The organism is Geobacter sp. PheSNFMC, from assembly GCF_059620965.1.
This window is the reverse complement of the sequence record NZ_JCAMRN010000075.1, coordinates 1-17,705: the sequence shown is the minus strand read 5'-3', so window position 1 is coordinate 17,705 and position 17,705 is coordinate 1. Positions and strand designations below refer to the sequence as shown.

General features: G+C 62.8%; 16 protein-coding genes and 4 tRNA genes. All 20 read left to right on the top strand.

Features of this window, described 5'->3' with window-relative positions; genetic code table 11:
• Positions 1 to 1,050: cytochrome c biogenesis ResB family protein (locus tag AC6CDK_RS15105; protein ID WP_496639899.1), on the top strand; the 1,050-nt coding region annotated here is incomplete at its 5' end.
• A gap of 47 nt (positions 1,051 to 1,097) precedes the next feature.
• Complete coding sequence (locus AC6CDK_RS15100) at positions 1,098 to 1,925, top strand: cytochrome c biogenesis protein (RefSeq protein WP_192905815.1); 828 nt, start codon at positions 1,098 to 1,100, stop codon at positions 1,923 to 1,925.
• A 36-nt stretch (positions 1,926 to 1,961) separates the two neighbouring features.
• Positions 1,962 to 2,315 (top strand): hypothetical protein, encoded by a 354-nt coding sequence (locus tag AC6CDK_RS15095; RefSeq protein ID WP_066357938.1) that lies wholly within the window; start codon positions 1,962 to 1,964, stop codon positions 2,313 to 2,315.
• A 3-nt stretch (positions 2,316 to 2,318) separates the two neighbouring features.
• The gene (locus tag AC6CDK_RS15090; RefSeq protein ID WP_192905814.1) at positions 2,319 to 2,600 is read left to right on the top strand and encodes a hypothetical protein; all 282 of its coding nucleotides are present in this window, start codon (positions 2,319 to 2,321) and stop codon (positions 2,598 to 2,600) included.
• Positions 2,601 to 2,669: 69 nt separating this feature from the next.
• Positions 2,670 to 4,181, top strand: a complete 1,512-nt coding sequence (locus AC6CDK_RS15085) for a B12-binding domain-containing radical SAM protein (protein ID WP_066357937.1) — start codon at positions 2,670 to 2,672, stop codon at positions 4,179 to 4,181.
• 487 nt (positions 4,182 to 4,668) lie between these two features.
• On the top strand, positions 4,669 to 7,323 hold the full coding sequence (locus AC6CDK_RS15080) for a PKD domain-containing protein (protein ID WP_192905813.1): 2,655 nt from the start codon (positions 4,669 to 4,671) through the stop codon (positions 7,321 to 7,323).
• A 53-nt stretch (positions 7,324 to 7,376) separates the two neighbouring features.
• The gene (locus AC6CDK_RS15075; RefSeq protein ID WP_039646539.1) at positions 7,377 to 8,438 is read left to right on the top strand and encodes a hypothetical protein; all 1,062 of its coding nucleotides are present in this window, start codon (positions 7,377 to 7,379) and stop codon (positions 8,436 to 8,438) included.
• A 596-nt stretch (positions 8,439 to 9,034) separates the two neighbouring features.
• Positions 9,035 to 10,123, top strand: coding sequence for a 3-isopropylmalate dehydrogenase (leuB, locus tag AC6CDK_RS15070; protein ID WP_039646537.1), 1,089 nt, complete (start codon positions 9,035 to 9,037; stop codon positions 10,121 to 10,123).
• A gap of 39 nt (positions 10,124 to 10,162) precedes the next feature.
• Positions 10,163 to 11,266, top strand: a complete 1,104-nt coding sequence (gene asd / locus AC6CDK_RS15065) for an aspartate-semialdehyde dehydrogenase (protein ID WP_039646535.1) — start codon at positions 10,163 to 10,165, stop codon at positions 11,264 to 11,266.
• Between the two features lie 69 nt (positions 11,267 to 11,335).
• Positions 11,336 to 12,070 (top strand): tRNA pseudouridine(38-40) synthase TruA, encoded by a 735-nt coding sequence (gene truA / locus AC6CDK_RS15060; protein WP_192905812.1) that lies wholly within the window; start codon positions 11,336 to 11,338, stop codon positions 12,068 to 12,070.
• A gap of 104 nt (positions 12,071 to 12,174) precedes the next feature.
• Positions 12,175 to 12,606: a 50S ribosomal protein L13 gene (gene rplM / locus AC6CDK_RS15055; RefSeq protein ID WP_066357936.1), complete on the top strand. Its 432-nt coding sequence runs from the start codon at positions 12,175 to 12,177 to the stop codon at positions 12,604 to 12,606.
• A gap of 33 nt (positions 12,607 to 12,639) precedes the next feature.
• A complete protein-coding gene (rpsI, locus tag AC6CDK_RS15050) occupies positions 12,640 to 13,032 on the top strand; it encodes a 30S ribosomal protein S9 (RefSeq protein ID WP_039646529.1) in 393 nt (130 codons plus the stop codon).
• Positions 13,033 to 13,142: 110 nt separating this feature from the next.
• Positions 13,143 to 14,183, top strand: a complete 1,041-nt coding sequence (gene argC, locus AC6CDK_RS15045; RefSeq protein ID WP_192905811.1) for an N-acetyl-gamma-glutamyl-phosphate reductase — start codon at positions 13,143 to 13,145, stop codon at positions 14,181 to 14,183.
• 15 nt (positions 14,184 to 14,198) lie between these two features.
• A complete protein-coding gene (locus AC6CDK_RS15040; protein ID WP_192905810.1) occupies positions 14,199 to 16,016 on the top strand; it encodes a YgiQ family radical SAM protein in 1,818 nt (605 codons plus the stop codon).
• Positions 16,017 to 16,085: 69 nt separating this feature from the next.
• On the top strand, positions 16,086 to 16,898 hold the full coding sequence (locus tag AC6CDK_RS15035; RefSeq protein ID WP_039646523.1) for an electron transfer flavoprotein subunit beta/FixA family protein: 813 nt from the start codon (positions 16,086 to 16,088) through the stop codon (positions 16,896 to 16,898).
• A 155-nt stretch (positions 16,899 to 17,053) separates the two neighbouring features.
• Positions 17,054 to 17,129, top strand: a tRNA-Thr gene (locus AC6CDK_RS15030).
• Between the two features lie 27 nt (positions 17,130 to 17,156).
• A tRNA-Tyr gene (locus AC6CDK_RS15025) sits at positions 17,157 to 17,242 on the top strand.
• A 110-nt stretch (positions 17,243 to 17,352) separates the two neighbouring features.
• Positions 17,353 to 17,429, top strand: a tRNA-Gly gene (locus AC6CDK_RS15020).
• A 12-nt stretch (positions 17,430 to 17,441) separates the two neighbouring features.
• Positions 17,442 to 17,517: transfer RNA gene (locus tag AC6CDK_RS15015), tRNA-Thr, on the top strand.
• A 53-nt stretch (positions 17,518 to 17,570) separates the two neighbouring features.
• The coding region (locus AC6CDK_RS15010) for a GTP-binding protein (RefSeq protein WP_264158267.1) at positions 17,571 to 17,705 on the top strand (135 nt) is incomplete at its 3' end.

The following is a 17,705-nucleotide window of genomic DNA, read 5'->3' as shown; positions in this document are numbered from 1 at the left end:
GGGGGCGGCAAAAGCCTGGTCCTTGCCTGCGCTCCGGAAACGGTTGCCGCCGCTGCCGGCAGGCTGGGCTATCTCCGGGTCCGCTCCGATGGCGATTCGATCCGCCTCGTCAAGAATCCCTGGGGCTACTGGGGCAATGTCCTGCTCCATCTGGGCATTGTCGCGGCAGTGGCTGCATCGCTTGTCATCCTCCTCTATGAAAAGCGGGGGTCAATCGATCTCCTGGAAGGGGAGGTCCACGGTGCGGGGGATCCGTGGACACGGCAGGATATGGGGCTGCTGGCGGGGACATTCGCGCTTCCCGAGGCGGTGCGTCTCGACCGTGTGGTCCCCGAGTTCTGGCCCAACGGCAATCTCAAACAGCTCACAACCGATTTCACGTTCATCGGCGCGGACGGCCGGCACAGCCCCTACTCCATGCATGTCAACAAGACGATCCGGCACAGCGGGATCAGGGTCTTCCAGGGCAAGTCGTTCGGCAGGGCCTTTTACGTGGGATTTCAGGATGCGAACGGGGCCTGGCAGGGCGATATCTTCATGGTCGACAGCCGCTTCACCGGCGACGACACCCCGTTCAAGGACTTTACGGTCCCCTGGACCTCGGCGACGATCAGGGCCAAATACTATCCCGACAGTGACCGGCGGGCGCCCGTGGGTGACAACCCCCTGCTCCTGCTGCAACTGGTGAAGGCGGGGAAAGTGGTGGAGGAACTCTCCCTCACCGCCGGCGCGTCCGGGACCCTGGGCGGCCATCCCGTCACTCTCGTAAAGTCGGAGTGGTGGGGCGGCATCATTTTTATCGATACCACGGGCATGGAAGGAATATTCTTCGCCTTTCTGGTCATTGCCCTCGGCGGGGGAATGAGTTACCTGTCCCCGCCCCGCGAGCTCCTGGCCGTGAAGGAGGGGAAGGGATGCCGGCTCGCCTGGCGTGCCCCCCGGTTCGCGGAGCTCTACCAGGAGGAGTTCGAGCGCATCTGCCGCGAGTGCCTGCCTGCGGACGAGGCAGCCGGCGGGGACCGGGTACCGGGCGGGGGGCATCGGGGATGAGCCGCGTACGGCGCGGCCACACGTTCACACAGGGGTAAGGAGTACTCATGGATTCATCCTTTGCGCACATCACCATAATTCACTGGGTAGCGGTGGTTGTCTACGTCATCGCCACCATCTTCAACGTATCGGGCCTCATGTTCCGCAAGGAGCGCGCCGTTGCCGTCAGCGAGGCCCTGGTGCTCGGGGGGCTCCTGGTGCACGGGATCGGCATCCTCTGGTGGTGGAAGATCGTCGGCCACGGCCCCTACATCGGCCGGTTCGAGGTCCTCTCCTCCCACGCCTGGGCCGTGCTGGCCCTGTTCATGACATCCGCACGCTTTTTCCCCCGCATCAAGGCGGCGAGCATCCTGGTTTTCCCGGTCACCTTCCTCATGATCGCCGTGGGCCTGTTCATCGAGCCCCAGGCCAAGATGCTCCCCCCCACGCTGAGGAGCGTCTGGCTCGTCCTGCACGTGATCTTCTACAAGATATCGCTCTTCACCCTGCTGGTGGCCCTGGCGTTCTCCCTCTTCTACCTCCTCCGGAAGCGGACCGGGATCTCCTGGCTCCAGCGGCTCCCCGAACTGGAGATCCTCGATATCCTGTCATTTCGTTTTGCCGGCTTCAGCTTCACCTTCTGGGGTATCGCCATGGTGGCCGGAAGCATCTGGGCATACCAGTCGTGGGGGCGTTTCTGGGGCTGGGACCCGGTGGAGACCTGGTCCCTCATGACATGGATCGCCTTCGGCATTTACCTCCACCTGCGCCGTTTCTTCGGCTGGAACGGTGAGCGGGCGGCCTACCTCTACCTGATCTGCTTCGTTCTCTCGGTGATTTCGCTCATCTTTACGCCGCTCATCGGTTCGTCGATCCATTCGGAGTATTTCAAGTAGATATCCGGCGTCACTGCCTTCAGAGAGAGACCTTGCATGAACGTGAAAAATGCAGCCGTGATTCTCAACGGCTTTGTCCATGACTTCGCGGCCGGCATCTGGCTTGCCGCCATTGCCGCCATTGTCCTGATCCACCGGATGCACGGCGGGCAGCCCACGGAGATCGTTGCGATTCTCAACCGGCTGGAGCACATCTTCTTCTGGGCCAGCGTCGTGGCCATGGTGGTGATCATGGCAACGGGCGCCGGCCGGACCTTCACCTATGTGGAGAACTGGTACGGACCCGATGCGGAGAAGGTCCGCCGCCGGATGCTCATCATCAAGCACCTGGTCCTGTTTGCCACGTTCGGCGCCGGTTATCTGTGCGTGTACGGCATGGTATTCCATTGAGGCATGGCCGCGCGTACGGCACTGGTGGTCCGTTTTCCGCCGTTGCAGCATTTCCCGGGCACGCACTTCTCGACGCAGCCCTGCCGCATGCGCAACGGTGCCCAGCCGATGCGGCAGGTCAGTGACGCATCCGGCGGCTTCATGCGCGAACAGCCTCCCAGTCTTTCGACGATCCGGCTAAATGACGTTTTTTTGCCGCGACTCCACCGGAACCGCACCGCAGTTCCTTTTGGAGAAAATCGTTGTGTTCCGGTGAGGAATGTGGGATTTTTAAATTTTTATTAAACGCGGTCCATTTTTTGCTTTAGGCAACCCGTTGCGGTTTCCGCCTGTTATGGAATAGAGGAGCTATTGATGAAGAAGATAAAGCGTGTGGCGCTCATCACGCCCCCCTATCACTCGGGGGTCGTGGAATCAGCCGGTACCTGGCTTAATGTCGGATTTGTCTACATCGCCGGGTCTCTCAGGGCAGCGGGGTATGAGGTCGATTACTATGATGCCATGTCCCTGTGGCACACGTGGCCCGACATCAGGAGGCGGATCGAGGCGTTCCGCCCCGACGTAGTGGCCACCACCGCCTTCACCGCCTCCATCGTCGACGCGATCAGGCTGCTGCGCTTCGCCAAGGAGATCGATCCCGGCATCGTGACCGTGCTCGGCAATGTGCACGCCACCTTCTGCTACGACGAGATCCTCGCCCATGACCACGACGCCGTCGACTTCATCGTCCGGGGCGAGGGTGAAGTAACGTTGCCCCGGCTCTGTACCTGCCTCAATGCCGGAGACGATCCGAACAAGGTGGAAGGGCTCGCCTTCCGGCGGGACGGCGGTGTGGTGGTAACGCCACGGGCGCCGTACATTCACGACCTTGATGGGCTCCCCATGGCCTGGGATCTGGTGGAGTGGCCCATTTACACCTACCGGGCAAAGAACGACGCCCGGCTCGCCATCGTCTCCTCGTCCCGGGGGTGCAAGCAGCAGTGCTCCTTTTGTTCCCAGCAGCTCTTCTGGTCCCAGTCGTGGCGCGCCCGCTCCGCCGAGAATTTCGTGGCGGAGCTGGAGATGCTCCACACCGTACACGGCGTTCAGGTGGCCATGCTCTCGGACGAGATTCCCACCTTTGACCGGCAGCGATGGGTCCGCATCCTGGATCTGATGATCGAGCGGCAGGTTCCAGTCAAGCTCCTCATGGAAACGAGGGTGGACGACATCCTGCGTGATGCGGACATTATGGACAGGTACCGGGAAGGGGGCGTCGAGCATATCTACGTGGGGGTGGAGGCCGGCACCCAGGAGACCCTGGACCTTTTCAAGAAGGACACCCAGGTGGAGCAGTCCAAGCAGGCTATCGACCTGATCAACAACGCCGACATCGTCTCGGAAACCTCCTTCGTGCTCGGCATGCCCGACGATACGCCGGAATCCATTGCCCAGACCATTGAGCTGGCCAAGCACTACAATCCCGACATGGCCTTTTTCCTGGCCATCGCGCCCTGGCCCTACGCCGAGCTCTATCCCCAACTGGAGGAGTACGTGGCCACCAAGGACTACCGCAAGTACAACCTGGTGGAGCCGGTCATCAAGCCGAAGCACATGACCCTGGAAGAGCTGGAGCGCCAACTCGGCAAGGCCTCCCAGCAGTTCTTCATGCACAAGTTCCAGAACCTGCACCAGCTATCGGCCTGGAAGCAGGAATTCATGCTCTCGGTTCTCGATCTCCTCATCAATCATTCCTACCTGGCCGGCCAGATGCGGGCCATGCTCAAGGAGGGAAAGGAGATGCCGGCCGAGGTGAAGGCGCTGCTGCGCGCGGTCGGCGAGCGCACGGGCGCAGCCCATCCCCACGCGGTGGCGCCGATCCCCTGATCGTCCCCGCACCTGTTCCCCCGGACACGGCTTTTCACGGCCCGGTCTTATCGCGAAGATGACCGGGCCGTTGTGTTTTCTTTGCGCACGGCAACCATAACCCCGTGAGGACACTCGCGTGTGTCGTTTTTTTGAAGGCATCTGTCATTTTGTGGGCAGTTTGGCACAAGTACTGCTTAGTGCTCTCTCATGTACCGGCAGTTGCGCAGTTACGTTGCATTGTCCGGCTATTTCGCCGGGCATGACGGTTAAATGACAGTTGCGGTTCCGCACTTATTTGATTTTATGTGTATTTTGGGGAGCCTTTCCGTATCTCAGTAGACGCTGCAATGTGTTGATTTGTCGTATTTTCCCCCTTGTTTTTTTAAGTAAGATACGTTAATTTGTTGCGCCTGTGATGTATTTTTGACATCGCTGTATATTGAATTGTGTATTTGAATTGTTTACCCGCCAGTGTGAAGAATCATTGAAAGGAGGACTTTGCGCTTTGAACAGGTCGAGGATTATCACCATTTTCCCGCAGATTCTGATGTGCCTGTGGGGGGTAGCCGTCATGCTGATGGCTGGTCCGGGAATTGTCCGGGATGCCCGGGCTCTTACCGCAACCGACTGCACGACGTGCCACACCGGGAGCACCTACGGCTCCATTCCCCAGCAGCACCATGCGGTAGCCAGCAGCAGGGGTATCACCTGCCTCCAGTGCCACCGGGCGATTCCCGACGGAACGGGCGGATTCACCATCGAGGTGATCACCGACTGTATCGTCTGCCACGGCCAGGTGGACCACGCCGCGGCCCACAACATGGTTGCCACCGCGGCCGATTGCGCCCAGTGCCACACCCAGACTCCCGTGGCCGAACACCTGAGCAGAACGTCGTCCTGCTCCACCTGCCATTCCAGCACGGCTCCCGCGGTGCAGAAGGCCATCACCGACGGCCGGGCCGGCGTCATGGTCAACTGTATCACCTGCCACGGCGCGGTAAACCACATTACCCAGCATGACAGGGCATTCCCATCTCCCGACTGCGTCCAGTGCCACGCCCAGGGGGTCGTCTTCGAGCACCTGAACCGGACCTCCACCTGCGCCACCTGTCACGCCAGCACCCAGCCCGCGGTGCAGAAGGCCATCGCCGACGGTCGGGCCGGCATTGCCGTGTACTGTGTCACCTGTCACGGCACGGTGAACCACGTGCTTCAGCACGACAAGGTTTCCACGCCGGCGGATTGCTCCGGCTGTCACAATCAGGGGCCGGTCCAGGAGCACACCAACCGGACCTCCACCTGCGCCACCTGTCACAACAGTTCCAACACCACGGTACAGCAGACGATCACCCTCGGCCGGACCGGCACCATGGTTTCCTGCGCCAACTGTCACGGCGCCGTGAACCACATCCAGCAGCACGACAAGGCCATGGCCAATGCCGACTGTGCCCAGTGCCACAACCTGGGGGTGGTGAACGAGCACCTCTCGCGGGCTTCAACCTGCGCCACCTGCCACTCGAGCGCCGCTCCCGCGGTCCAGCAGGCCATTGCCGCCGGCAAGGCGGGCATCACGGTCTACTGCTCCAACTGCCACGCGAACGTGAATCACGTCCAGCAGCACGACAAGGTGACCACCCCTGCCGATTGCGCCTCGTGCCATGGCCAGGGCGTGGTGTACGAGCACACGAATCGCTCTTCCACCTGCGCCACCTGCCACAACAGCACCAACGCCGCGGTGCAGAAGACGATAAGCGACGGCCGCGCCGGGATCACGGTCTCCTGCGCCAACTGCCACGGGGCGGTGAACCACGTGGCCCAGCACGATCAGGCGCTCGCCTCTCCGGCCTGTGCCCAGTGCCACACCAAGAGCGTGCTCGACGAGCACCTGACCCGCACGTCTACCTGCGCCACCTGCCACTCCAGCAGCAGCACGGCGGTCCAGCAGGCCATTGCCGCGGGGCGGAGCGGCCAGGCGGTCTACTGCGTGGACTGCCACGGCCAGGTGACCCACCAGAGCGCCCATGACGGCAAGGTGCTGGTCCCGTACGGCGACTGCAGCTCCTGTCATATTCCGAACCTGGTTGAGCTGCACGCGGTAAAGGGCTTCCAGTGCGCGGCCTGCCACGCCAGCGACAACGCGTCGGTGACGGCGGCGGTGCAGAAGGGGCTGGGCGGCACGCTGGTCTATTGTGCTGACTGCCACAGCGCCATCGGCGGCTTCGGCAACCACGCCGGGCAGCACGACATGGTGGGGCTGCCCGCCCCCAACTGCGGCCAGTGCCATTCGGACAACGCGGTGACAGCCCATGAGAAGGCCGCCACACCGGTCTACTGCAACGGCTGCCATACGAGCACCAATGAGCTGTACGTGAAGACCATCAGCGACGGCATGGCTGGAATCCAGCAGAACTGCCGCAGTTGCCACACCATGATCCACGGCGGCGCCAACCGGGGCCCCTCGGCCAACGCGGGGGCTGACCGGACCGTTACCGTCGGCCAGGCCATCACCTTCTCCGGTTCGGGCTCCAGCGATCCTGACGGAAGTATCGTGGGGTATGTGTGGAACTTCGGCGACGGCACCACGGGAAGCGGGGTGAGCGTCACCAAAGCCTACACCACGGCAGGCACCTACACGGTGACCCTTACCGTGACCGACAACAGCGGCGACACGGCCAGCGATACGGCGGTGGTGACGGTTCAGAGCCAAGCGGGCAGCAGCTCGGTGTTTGCGGACCAAGTGCTGTACCTGCAGCGGCTGAACAGTGTCACCTCCTCTGACAGCAGCAGCAACGACCTGACCTCCAGGTTCCGCGACAGCAACCTTGCAGACCGGTATCTGCTGCAGTACAGGAGTGGCGAGAACTATGTCATCGCCATGAAGCTGAACCGCGACGCCCTGACCGCAAGCAAGGTAGTGCTGCGGCTGTACGTCTCCTCCATCAGTTCCTCGCGGACGCTGCGCATCTATCCGTACCAGTCCAACGGCACATCGGTGAACAGCAGCTACTCGGTGAGCTACAGCACGAGCAGCACCGGCTGGAAGGATATCGACGTCACCTCCATCGCGCAGCGGATGAACGGCTACGGCTGGATGAAGTTCCGTGTCACCACCACCTCGAGCAGCCTCTACGTTGCCGAGGGGGCCTTCCTGGTGCAGTAGCGGGGAGGCGAGACGTGAACCACATCCAACCGACCGATCAATGGAGGAGCCCTATGAAACGCATAGTCATGACATTCGCAGCACTGCTCGCCATGGCCGTTCCGGCCATGGCGGGGCATGTGGCCGCGGTGGGGCAGGGGACCTGCTCCTTCTGTCACAAGAACAACCTGATCACGCAGCACGGCGGCTTCGCGGCCACCGTCTGCCAGACCTGTCACAACAGCACGAATCAGGATGTAATGGACACCATCACCGCCGGCGTGGCGGGCCAGCAGTATGCCTGCTCCAATTGCCACGGCGCCCAGTCCCACCTGGACAAGCACGGCGACTACGTCGCCAACTTCAGCCAGTACGACGGGGTCCAGCCGAATGCTACGGCGGCGTGGACCTCGCCGACCGGGTACACGGCCGTGCAGCCTGCGACCAAGGAATACCAGCTGTGCTATAAGTGTCACTCCACCTATGCGTTCACCGCCACCAACGGCGTGAGCGCCATCGTCGGCCCGTCGGGCAAGCCCTTTACCGACAAGGCCCGGGAGTTCAACCCGGCCAACGCGTCGGCCCACCCGGTCCAGGTGCCCCTCAACAGCCAGACCGGTTCCGCCGCGCCGCGGGCTCTGCGGGCAAACCAGATGAAGGCGCCCTGGACCGCCGTCGGCACCCAGGTGATGAAGTGCAGCGACTGTCACACCCCCGGCTCGACCGGTAAGTCCATGCTGATTACCGGCACCACCTGGCCCACGCGCCCCGACGGCAAGCTCTGGACCCTGGGAGACGTGCGGAACAACGCCGGCAACTGGCAGACCACCCTGTTCTGCGCCAGGTGTCACCCCCTCAAGGGAAGTGGCGGCTCCAGCGGCTGGTACAACAACGTTCACAGCGAAAGCGACCACGAAAACAACGTGGCCTGTGTCGCGTGCCATTCGGTGAGTCCGCACGGCCTGAACCACGGCCGGTTCATCGGCTACAACTCCGACCCCGCGCCCTATGCCTATATCGATTCCACCGGCAAGAAGGCGCAGGTCATGACGAACTTCAGGAAGGCATCGTCGCCGACCTCCTACGGGGAGGGGAACTGCACCGCCCTCACCAGTGCCTGCGACGAGCACAAGTAGCGGACGGCACGGCCGGCAGCCTTCATTGGGCTGCCGGCCGTGCCCCGGCCCTGCTGGAGCAGGCGGCCGGACATCCGGTGGCGGAGCGGTTTTATCGGTGGAGGCGCCAAGAGCCGGTTGGGCGGTAACTACTAATTGTTGCTTTTTGTTTGTATTTTGCTGTCTAGCGGTCGCATCTGAAAAGGCACACGGATAGCTGGATAGCCGATAAGACTAAACCACCCGCGAGGGCGGGGTGGAACCCCTGGGCCTCTCAGGGGCTGCCGGGATGCCGACGTATCCGAGGGATGAGTGGCCCCGGCTCTTTTGTGCCCGCCGGCCGCGGGAGTCCGGAGCTGAGGCGCAGCAGTGACCGCTTTCCCCTTGTTTTCCGGATAATGGCGGCGAACGGCCAGCCTGGTTCTTCCGTGGACTGCTTCATCTTTTCCCAGGTAGCGCTCTTCTGCGCCTCGCATCTGAACGCCTCGATCCATATGGAATCCTTCCGGTCGTGGTGCTTGCCCCCCTTTCAAATTCCGGATTTTTGTTGACAACCATCTGTATTCACCAATAGAATTGAGAACTTTTGTAATTTTTCCTGCAAGAAGGGGGTTCGGATGGCTCAGGTGTTCAAGGTGGCGGTTCTTCCCGGTGACGGCATCGGTCCCGAGGTGATGGCCGAGGCGCTCCGGGTGCTGGATGCCGTGGAGGCGAAATACGACGTGACGTTCGAGCGGACCCACGCCAACGTGGGGGGCGCCGGCATCGACAATGAGGGGAAAGCTCTTCCCGACACCACCGTGACCATCTGCAAGGCTGCCGACGCCATCCTCTTCGGCTCCGTGGGCGGACCCAAGTGGGAGTCGCTCCCTCCGGACGAGCAGCCCGAGCGGGGCGCCCTCCTGCCGCTGCGGAAGATCTTCGGTCTCTACGCCAACCTGCGGCCGGCCATCATCTTCCCGTCCCTCACCGGCGCCTCATCCCTCAAGGAGGAGGTAATAGCCGGGGGCTTCAACGTGCTGGTCATCCGGGAGCTCACCGGCGGCATCTACTTTGCCCAGCCCAAGGGGATCGAAGGCGAAGGGCGCGACCGGGTCGGTTTCGACACCATGCGCTACAGCGTGCCCGAGATCGAGCGGATCACCCACGTGGCCTTCCAGGCAGCCCGCAAGCGGGGCAAGAAGGTCTGCTCCATCGACAAGGCCAACGTCCTCTCCTCGTCGGTTCTCTGGCGCGAGGTGGTCACCGGCATTGCCAAGGAATACCCGGACGTGGAGCTCTCCCACATGTACGTGGACAACGCCGCCATGCAACTGGTCCGCTGGCCCAAGCAGTTCGACGTGATCCTGTGCGAGAACATGTTCGGCGACATCCTCTCGGACGAGGCGGCCATGCTGACCGGTTCCCTCGGGATGCTGCCCTCCGCGTCGCTTGCCGAGGGGACCTTCGGCATGTACGAGCCCTCCGGCGGCAGCGCCCCCGATATCGCCGGCCAGGGTATCGCCAACCCCATCGCCCAGATCCTCTCCATGGGGATGATGCTCAAGTTCTCCTTCGGCATGGTCGACGCGGCCGACGCCATCGACAACGCAGTGGCAACGGTGCTGGATCAGGGCTTCCGGACCCGTGACATCTACCAGCAGAAAGAAGGCGAGAAACTCGTCAACACCAAGGAGATGGGCGACGCGATCATCGCGGCCCTGTAACGGCTCAATCAATTCATTCCCGAAAAAGGAGTTCTGCCTATGAAAGTCGGAATCGTCGGTTGGCGCGGCATGGTCGGTTCGGTCCTCCTCCAGCGGATGGTGGAAGAGGGTGATTTTGCCATCGGCATCGAGCCGGTCTTCTTCTCCACTTCCCAGGCGGGCCAGCCCGCCCCCATGAACGCGGGAACGCTCAAGAGCGCCGATGACATCGCAGAGCTGAAGAAGCTCGATATCATCATCACCTGCCAGGGGGGCGACTACACCAAGGCGGTTCATCCGGAACTCCGCAAGCAGGGGTGGCAGGGGTACTGGATCGATGCGGCCTCCACCCTCCGGATGGAGGAGAGTGCGGTCATCATCCTCGACCCGATCAACCGCAACGTCATTGACGCGGCCCTGGCCAAGGGGCAGAAGGATTTCGTCGGCGGCAACTGCACCGTCAGCCTCATGCTCATGGGGCTGGGCGGCCTGTTCCGCGCCGGTCTGGTGGAGTGGATGTCGTCCATGACCTATCAGGCCGCTTCCGGCGCCGGCGCCCCCAACATGCGCGAACTCCTCTCCCAGATGGGCGTGCTGCAGGGAGTGGTTGCCGAGGAGTTGAAGAATCCGGGCTCGGCGATCCTGGAGATCGACAGGAAGGTGACCGCAACCCTGCGTGACGGGTCCATGCCGATGAAGGAGTTCGGCGGGTTCCCGCTGGCCGGCAACGTGCTCCCCTGGATCGACCGTGAGGTGGAGGACGGCCAGAGTCGCGAAGAGTGGAAAGGGTTTTCAGAGACCAACAAGATCCTCGGCACCTCCACCCCGATCCCGGTCGACGGCATTTGCGTCCGCGTCGGCGCCATGCGCTGCCACAGCCAGGCGATCACCATCAAGCTGAACAAGGACCTGCCGCTGGCCGACATCGAGCAGATCATCGCCAACGACAATGAGTGGGTAACGCTGGTCCCCAACACCAAGGCCGACACCCTTGCCCAGCTCACGCCGGCGGCGGTTTCCGGGCTCCTCACGGTTCCCGTGGGCCGCGTGCGGAAGATGAAGATGGGGCCCCAGTTCGTGCAGGCCTTCACCTGCGGCGACCAGCTCCTCTGGGGCGCTGCGGAGCCCCTGCGCCGGATGCTCCGCATCCTGGTGGAAAAGTAGCGGCTCAGCCGCGAACGTACCGTCACGCAGCACCGAGACGCCCCGCCAGCGGGGCGTCTTCATGTTTCCATGCGGACCATCACACTGATACTCGAATACGACGGCACCAACTATGCCGGCTGGCAATTGCAGCCCAACGGTCTTTCCATTCAGGAGGTGGTGGAGGGCGCCCTGGCGCGCCTGCTCAAGGGGGCCGTGCGGCTGCGTGCCTCGGGACGCACCGATGCCGGGGTCCATGCCCGGGGGATGGTGGCCGCCTTCGACACGGACCGGGCGATTCCCCTGCGGGCGTTTTCGGACGGCCTCAATGCCCTGCTTCCGCCGGACATCGCCGTGCGGAGCGCCCATGAGGCTCCTCCTGGCTTCAATCCGCGGTTCGCGGCCACCGGCAAGCACTACCGCTACACCATCCATCGGGGTGAGCGCCGCTCCCCTCTGGCCCGCCTCCAGTCATGGCACGTGCGGGGGGCACTCGATCTCGCCGCCATGCGCGAAGCGGCCCGTCATCTGACGGGTGAGCGGGATTTCGCCTCCTTCCGCACTGCCGGCTGTGCCGCACGAACCACCATCCGCCGGGTGGATGCCGTGGAGATCAGTGCCGAGGGGGAGATGCTCACGGTGGATGTCCATGGCTCGGGCTTTCTGCGCAACATGGTCCGGATCATGGTGGGTACCCTGGTGGAGGTGGGGCGGGGGAAGCTGACGCCGGAGCACGTGGCGCACATGGTCGCCTGCCCGGGCGTCGCCCCGGCCGGTCCCACCGCTCCTCCCCAGGGACTCTGTCTCCAGGAGGTCCGCTTCTGAGGAAAAGTTTTTGCTTGACAGCGAGTTGAGCCCATAGTACCATCCGTTCTTCGCTGAGAAAAGCTTGGTTTACACATTCATTCCATCCATGCTGTGAGGGTTCGATGAAAACGACGAAGGTTGCAAAGAAAGAAGAAGTGACCAGGGACTGGTACCTGGTTGATGCCGATAACAAGGTGCTCGGTCGCATGGCCACCGAGATCGCCAACATCCTGCGCGGCAAAAAGAAGCCGATCTACACGCCGAGCGTCGACACGGGCGACTTCGTCGTCGTCGTCAATGCCGAGAAGCTCCAGCTCACCGGCAACAAGCTCGCGGACAAGATGTACTACCACCACACCGGATTCCCGGGCGGCATCAAGTCCATCACCGCCGGCAAGCTCATCGAGAAGAAGCCCGAGGATCTGATCCGCAAGGCGGTCAAGGGGATGCTCCCCAAGAACAAGCTTGCCCGCCACATGCTCAAGAAACTCAAGGTCTATGCCGGCCCCGAGCATCCGCACGAGGCCCAGCAGCCCAAGACCCTCGATATTTAATCGGATTACGAACGAACCATCAGGAGATTACGAATGGCAGGAATCAGCTACTACGGTACGGGTAAGCGCAAGTCGTCGGTCGCAAGGGTCTGGCTCAAGCCGGGCACGGGCGCCATCGTCATCAACAACAAGCCGATCGACGAGTACTTCGGTCGCGAGACCTCCAAGATGATCGTCAAGCAGCCCCTGGAGCTCGTGGAGAAGGTCGGCGCCTTCGATATCCACGTCAACGTCAGGGGCGGCGGCGACTCCGGTCAGGCCGGCGCCATCAAGCACGGCATCACCAAGGCCCTGCTTGAAGTGGACGTTGCCCTGCGCGGCACCCTGAAGAAGGCCGGCTTCATCACCCGCGATTCCCGCATCAAGGAGCGGAAGAAGTACGGCAAGCGGGCCGCCCGCAGAAGCTGCCAGTTCTCCAAGCGTTAATCGGCTTACGCCGTTTTCGGATGGACAGAGGGGAAAACCTGCGGGTTTTCCCCTTTTGCGTATCCAGGTTTCCGGTTCATCGTTCATTTCTCCAGGAAGGGGAGCGTGCCATGCTGAAAGTAGCCGTTGTCGGAGCAAGCGGATATACCGGTGTCGAACTTCTGCGCATCCTCCACTGCCACCCGGAGGCGGCGGTCACCTGCATCACGTCGGAGCAGAGCGCGGGCAAGCCCGTGTCCGACCTGTTTCCGTCCCTGCGGGGGCGCTACGCCCAGGTGCTCGAAAACCTCGAGCCGGTTCGGGTTGCGGAGAAAGCGGACATCATCTTCACGGCACTGCCCCACAAGGCGGCCATGGAAGTGGTTCCCACCTTCCTGAAGCTCGGCAAGCGGGTGATCGACCTGTCGGCCGACTATCGCTTCAACGATGCCGCCACCTACGAGCAATGGTACGAGCCCCACATGAACCCGCACCTCCTTCCCAAGGCGGTCTACGGCCTGCCCGAAGTGCGTCGGGTTGCCGTCAAGGGGGCCAAGCTCGTGGCGAACCCTGGGTGCTACCCCACGAGCGTCATTCTCGGGCTGCAGCCGCTTCTGAAGCATAAGCTCATTGATACGACGGGCATTATCTCCGATTCGGCCTCGGGCGTTTCCGGGGCCGGGCGCGGTGCCAAGGTGGACAACCTCTACTGCGAGGTCAACGAGGGGTTCAAGGCCTATGGCGTCGGCGGCGTCCATCGCCATACCCCCGAGATGGAGCAGGAGCTGTCGCTGCTGGCCGAAGAGCGGATCACCATCACCTTTACGCCCCACCTTGTTCCCATGGATCGGGGCATTCTCTCCACCATCTACGGCAGGCTGCTCGCACCCGCCACCACCGCCGAGCTAGCCGGGCTCTATGCCGAATTCTACGGTGGCGAACCCTTCGTCCGGGTCCTTCCCGCCGGCGATGTACCGTCCACCGCCCATGTACGCGGCTCGAACTTCTGTGACATCGGAGTGGTCGTGGACCAGCGTACCGGCAGGGTCATCGTGGTTTCGGCCATTGACAACCTGGTCAAGGGTGCCTCGGGGCAGGCGGTGCAGAACATGAACATCATGTGCGGGCTGCCCGAAGGGCTGGGCCTGGAGGGCTTGGCGCTCGTCCCCTGACGGCGCCTTCCGGCCATGTCGTTTCTCCCTGTCACCCGCGGCGAAGCCCTGAAGCGCGGCTGGGACGAGCTGGACATCGTCTTCGTCACCGGCGACGCCTATGTGGACCATCCCGCCTTTGGCGTGCCGCTCCTGGCGCGCTGGCTCGAGTTCCATGGTTTCCGCGTCGGGATCATTCCCCAGCCGGACTGGCGCTCCAGGGAGCCGTTCATGGCGCTGGGGCGCCCCCGGCTCTTCTTTGCCGTTTCCTCCGGTGCCATGGATTCCATGGTGGCCCATTACACGCCCGCCAGGAAGCTCCGGCACGACGATGCCTACACCCCCGGCAACCGTCACGGCGCCCGGCCCAATCGCGCCACCATCGTCTATACCTCCCGGCTGAAAGAGGCCTACCGTGACGTGCCGGTGGTGATCGGCGGCATCGAAGCCAGCCTGCGGCGCTTTGCCCACTACGACTACTGGGAGGACAAGGTCCGCCGCTCGTTGCTGCTGGACGCCAAGGCCGACCTGCTCGTCCATGGCATGGGCGAGCGCCCCATCCTGGAGCTGGCCCGCCGGGTGCGCGCCGGCGAACCGTTCCAGGCCATTGCCGACATCAGGGGGACGGCGGTCGTTCTCGGCCGTGGTGCCGCACCTCCTGCCGGAGTTGTGGAACTTCCCCCCTTCGAAGAGGTGGCCGCCGACCGTCACCGTTACGCCGAGGCGTTTCGCCTCCTTTCCCGCGAGCAGAATCCGCACTGTGCGCACCCCCTGGTGCAGCGGCACGGCGACCGGACCCTCCTGTGCAATCCTCCGGCCTATCCTCTGGAAGAAGCGGAACTGGACTCGGTCTATGCGCTCCCGTTTCAGCGGGCGCCTCATCCCTCCCATGGCGAGCCGATTCCCGCCTACGAGCAGATCCGGGCCTCGGTCACCACTCACCGTGGTTGCTTCGGCGGGTGCTCCTTCTGTGCCATTACCCACCACCAGGGCAAGGTCATCCAGTCCCGCAGCGAACGCTCGGTGCTCGCCGAGGTGGAGCGGATGGTCGCCATGGCCTGGTTCCGCGGGAGCGTGAGCGACGTGGGCGGGCCCACCGCGAACATGTACGGCGTGCACTGCGGCAACACCCGGGGCGGCCACGCATGCCGCCGGGAAAGCTGTCTCTACCCCTCGCCCTGCCGATACCTGGCGATGGGCGGGGAGCGGGGCGCCGCTCTGCTGCGGGCGGTGCGGGGTGTCCGGGGGGTGCGGAATGTGGCGGTCTCCTCGGGCATCCGCTACGATCTGATGGAGCGGCAACCCGCCTACTTCCGGGAGCTGCTCGCCCACCACGTGGGCGGATTGCTCAAGGTTGCCCCCGAGCACATGGTTGCACGGGTCACCGATCTCATGCGCAAGCCCGGAAAGGAGTCCTTCGACCGCTTCTTGGAACGCTTCCGCCGCGAATCCGCCCGTCTCGGGAAAAAGCAGTACGTCATACCCTATCTCATGTCGGGGCATCCCGGTTGCACCCTGGACGATATGGTCGAACTCGCCCTGTCCCTGAAGCGGGCCGGACTCAGGGTTGAGCAGGTGCAGGACTTCACACCCACGCCCGGGACCCTTTCCACCTGCATGTACCACACGGGGCTCGATCCCTACACCGGGGCGTCTGTTCACGTGCCACGGGGGGATCGGGAAAAGAGGCTGCAGAAAGCCCTGTTGCTCTGGCATCTGCCGTCGGAGCGGCGCAACGTGCTCGAAGCCTTGCGCACCTGCGGCAGGGAGTCGGCAACCCGTGAGCTTCTGAGTGGGCCGGCCGGTGGGGGAGGGGGGCGGTCTGGGGGCGGATTCCGGCCGCGAAGGACTTGACCGGGGTGATGAGATGCTTTTTAATTGAAGCAGATCGGATTGCCGCCCCGCAAACCCAGGAGTGCCGCCATGCTCGTTGTCTGTTGCGTTAAGCAGGTTCCCGACACCACCCAGGTGCAGATCGATCCCGTCACCAATACCCTGGTGCGGGAGGGGATTCCTTTCATCGTCAATCCCTATGATACCCACGCCCTGGAGGAAAGCCTGCGGCTCAAGGATCGCTATGGCGTTCGTGTGGCCGCCATTTCCATGGGGCCGCCCAATGCCGAAGCGACCATTCGCAAGGCAGTGGCGCTCGGCGTTGACAGGGCGATTCTGCTGTCCGATCGTTCCTTTGGTGGTGCAGATACTCTTGCCACGAGCAATGTCCTCTCCGCCGCGATCCGCAAGCTTGCCGAAGAAGATGAAGTGGCACTGGTCCTTTGCGGGAAGCAGACCATCGATGGCGATACGGCGCAGGTGGGGCCCGGTATCGCCACCCGCCTGGGCATGACCCAGCTTACGCTGGTGGACCGCATCGAGGACGTCGACATGGACGCCCGCACGGTCCGGGTACGACGCAAGCTGGAGGGGCGGTACGAGTTGGTTCAGGGGCCGATCCCCGCCATGCTGACGGTTGTGCGGGAGATCAACCGGCCGCGCTATCCCGCCGTTCCCGCCCGCCTCATGGCGGCTTCCTGCACGGTGGAGGTCTGGAACAACGAGGTGTTGCGGCTTGACCCCGTCTCCATCGGACTCAAGGGCTCACCCACCTGGGTCAGCAGGATCTTTTCGCCCGAGCGCGCCAAGGGACAGGTCCTCGGCGACGGCGAGAAGGACCCCGCCGGGACGGCACGCCTTCTCGTTGATACGCTTCGCGCCAAGGATCTGCTGCCATTCTAGTTCCCCGGGTGCCCGCGCGGATTCCCGCAGGATCTCGGCCGAGGGAAGATAACTTTTCGCTTGACACGTGCGCGATAGTGGATTACAAATCTGATTCTTGTTTTTGCGAAAAAAACTTGACTCTGAGCGTGAAAGCGTGCATAAGAGTTTTTCGCGCTGGCGTAGCTCAACTGGTAGAGCAGCTGACTTGTAATCAGCAGGTTGCGGGTTCAAGTCCTGTCGCCAGCTCCATAAGCAACACGGCTGTCTTCTTCATCTGGAGGGATTCCCGAGCGGCCAAAGGGAACAGACTGTAAATCTGTCGTCGAACGACTTCGGAGGTTCGAATCCTCCTCCCTCCACCATACAATCTGCAGAAGTCCCGCATGGTCGGCCGTATTCCCAGGAGACCTTAGGTTGCCCGTACTGGGGGCGACGTCGTGCGGAGGCTTCAAGACGCTTCGATGACGATTTGGCGGGAGTAGCTCAGTTGGCTAGAGCATCAGCCTTCCAAGCTGAGGGTCGCGGGTTCGAGTCCCGTTTCCCGCTCCAAATTTCACATGCGCCCACATAGCTCAGGAGGTAGAGCACTTCCTTGGTAAGGAAGAGGTCACCGGTTCGAGTCCGGTTGTGGGCTCCACTTATTTCAACGAGAAGCAATTCTCAAAATTGAACAGCTCGGAGGAATCCTGCATGGCAAAGGCAAAATTCGAGAGGACGAAACCGCACGTCAACATAGGAACGATCGGCCACGTAGACCATGGCAAGACCACGCTGACTGCGGCCATAACCAAGGTATTGGCGGAGCGCGGCCAAGCAGAGTTCCGT

Coding starts and splice junctions, on each gene's coding strand:
- AC6CDK_RS15035 (WP_039646523.1), top strand. CDS start 16,086: ATGCTCGTTGTCTGTTGCGTTAAGCAGGTTCCCGACACCACCCAGGTG.
- leuB (WP_039646537.1), top strand. CDS start 9,035: ATGGCTCAGGTGTTCAAGGTGGCGGTTCTTCCCGGTGACGGCATCGGT.
- asd (WP_039646535.1), top strand. CDS start 10,163: ATGAAAGTCGGAATCGTCGGTTGGCGCGGCATGGTCGGTTCGGTCCTC.
- argC (WP_192905811.1), top strand. CDS start 13,143: ATGCTGAAAGTAGCCGTTGTCGGAGCAAGCGGATATACCGGTGTCGAA.
- AC6CDK_RS15090 (WP_192905814.1), top strand. CDS start 2,319: ATGGCCGCGCGTACGGCACTGGTGGTCCGTTTTCCGCCGTTGCAGCAT.
- rplM (WP_066357936.1), top strand. CDS start 12,175: ATGAAAACGACGAAGGTTGCAAAGAAAGAAGAAGTGACCAGGGACTGG.
- truA (WP_192905812.1), top strand. CDS start 11,336: ATGCGGACCATCACACTGATACTCGAATACGACGGCACCAACTATGCC.
- AC6CDK_RS15100 (WP_192905815.1), top strand. CDS start 1,098: ATGGATTCATCCTTTGCGCACATCACCATAATTCACTGGGTAGCGGTG.
- AC6CDK_RS15075 (WP_039646539.1), top strand. CDS start 7,377: ATGAAACGCATAGTCATGACATTCGCAGCACTGCTCGCCATGGCCGTT.
- AC6CDK_RS15085 (WP_066357937.1), top strand. CDS start 2,670: ATGAAGAAGATAAAGCGTGTGGCGCTCATCACGCCCCCCTATCACTCG.
- AC6CDK_RS15095 (WP_066357938.1), top strand. CDS start 1,962: ATGAACGTGAAAAATGCAGCCGTGATTCTCAACGGCTTTGTCCATGAC.
- AC6CDK_RS15040 (WP_192905810.1), top strand. CDS start 14,199: ATGTCGTTTCTCCCTGTCACCCGCGGCGAAGCCCTGAAGCGCGGCTGG.
- rpsI (WP_039646529.1), top strand. CDS start 12,640: ATGGCAGGAATCAGCTACTACGGTACGGGTAAGCGCAAGTCGTCGGTC.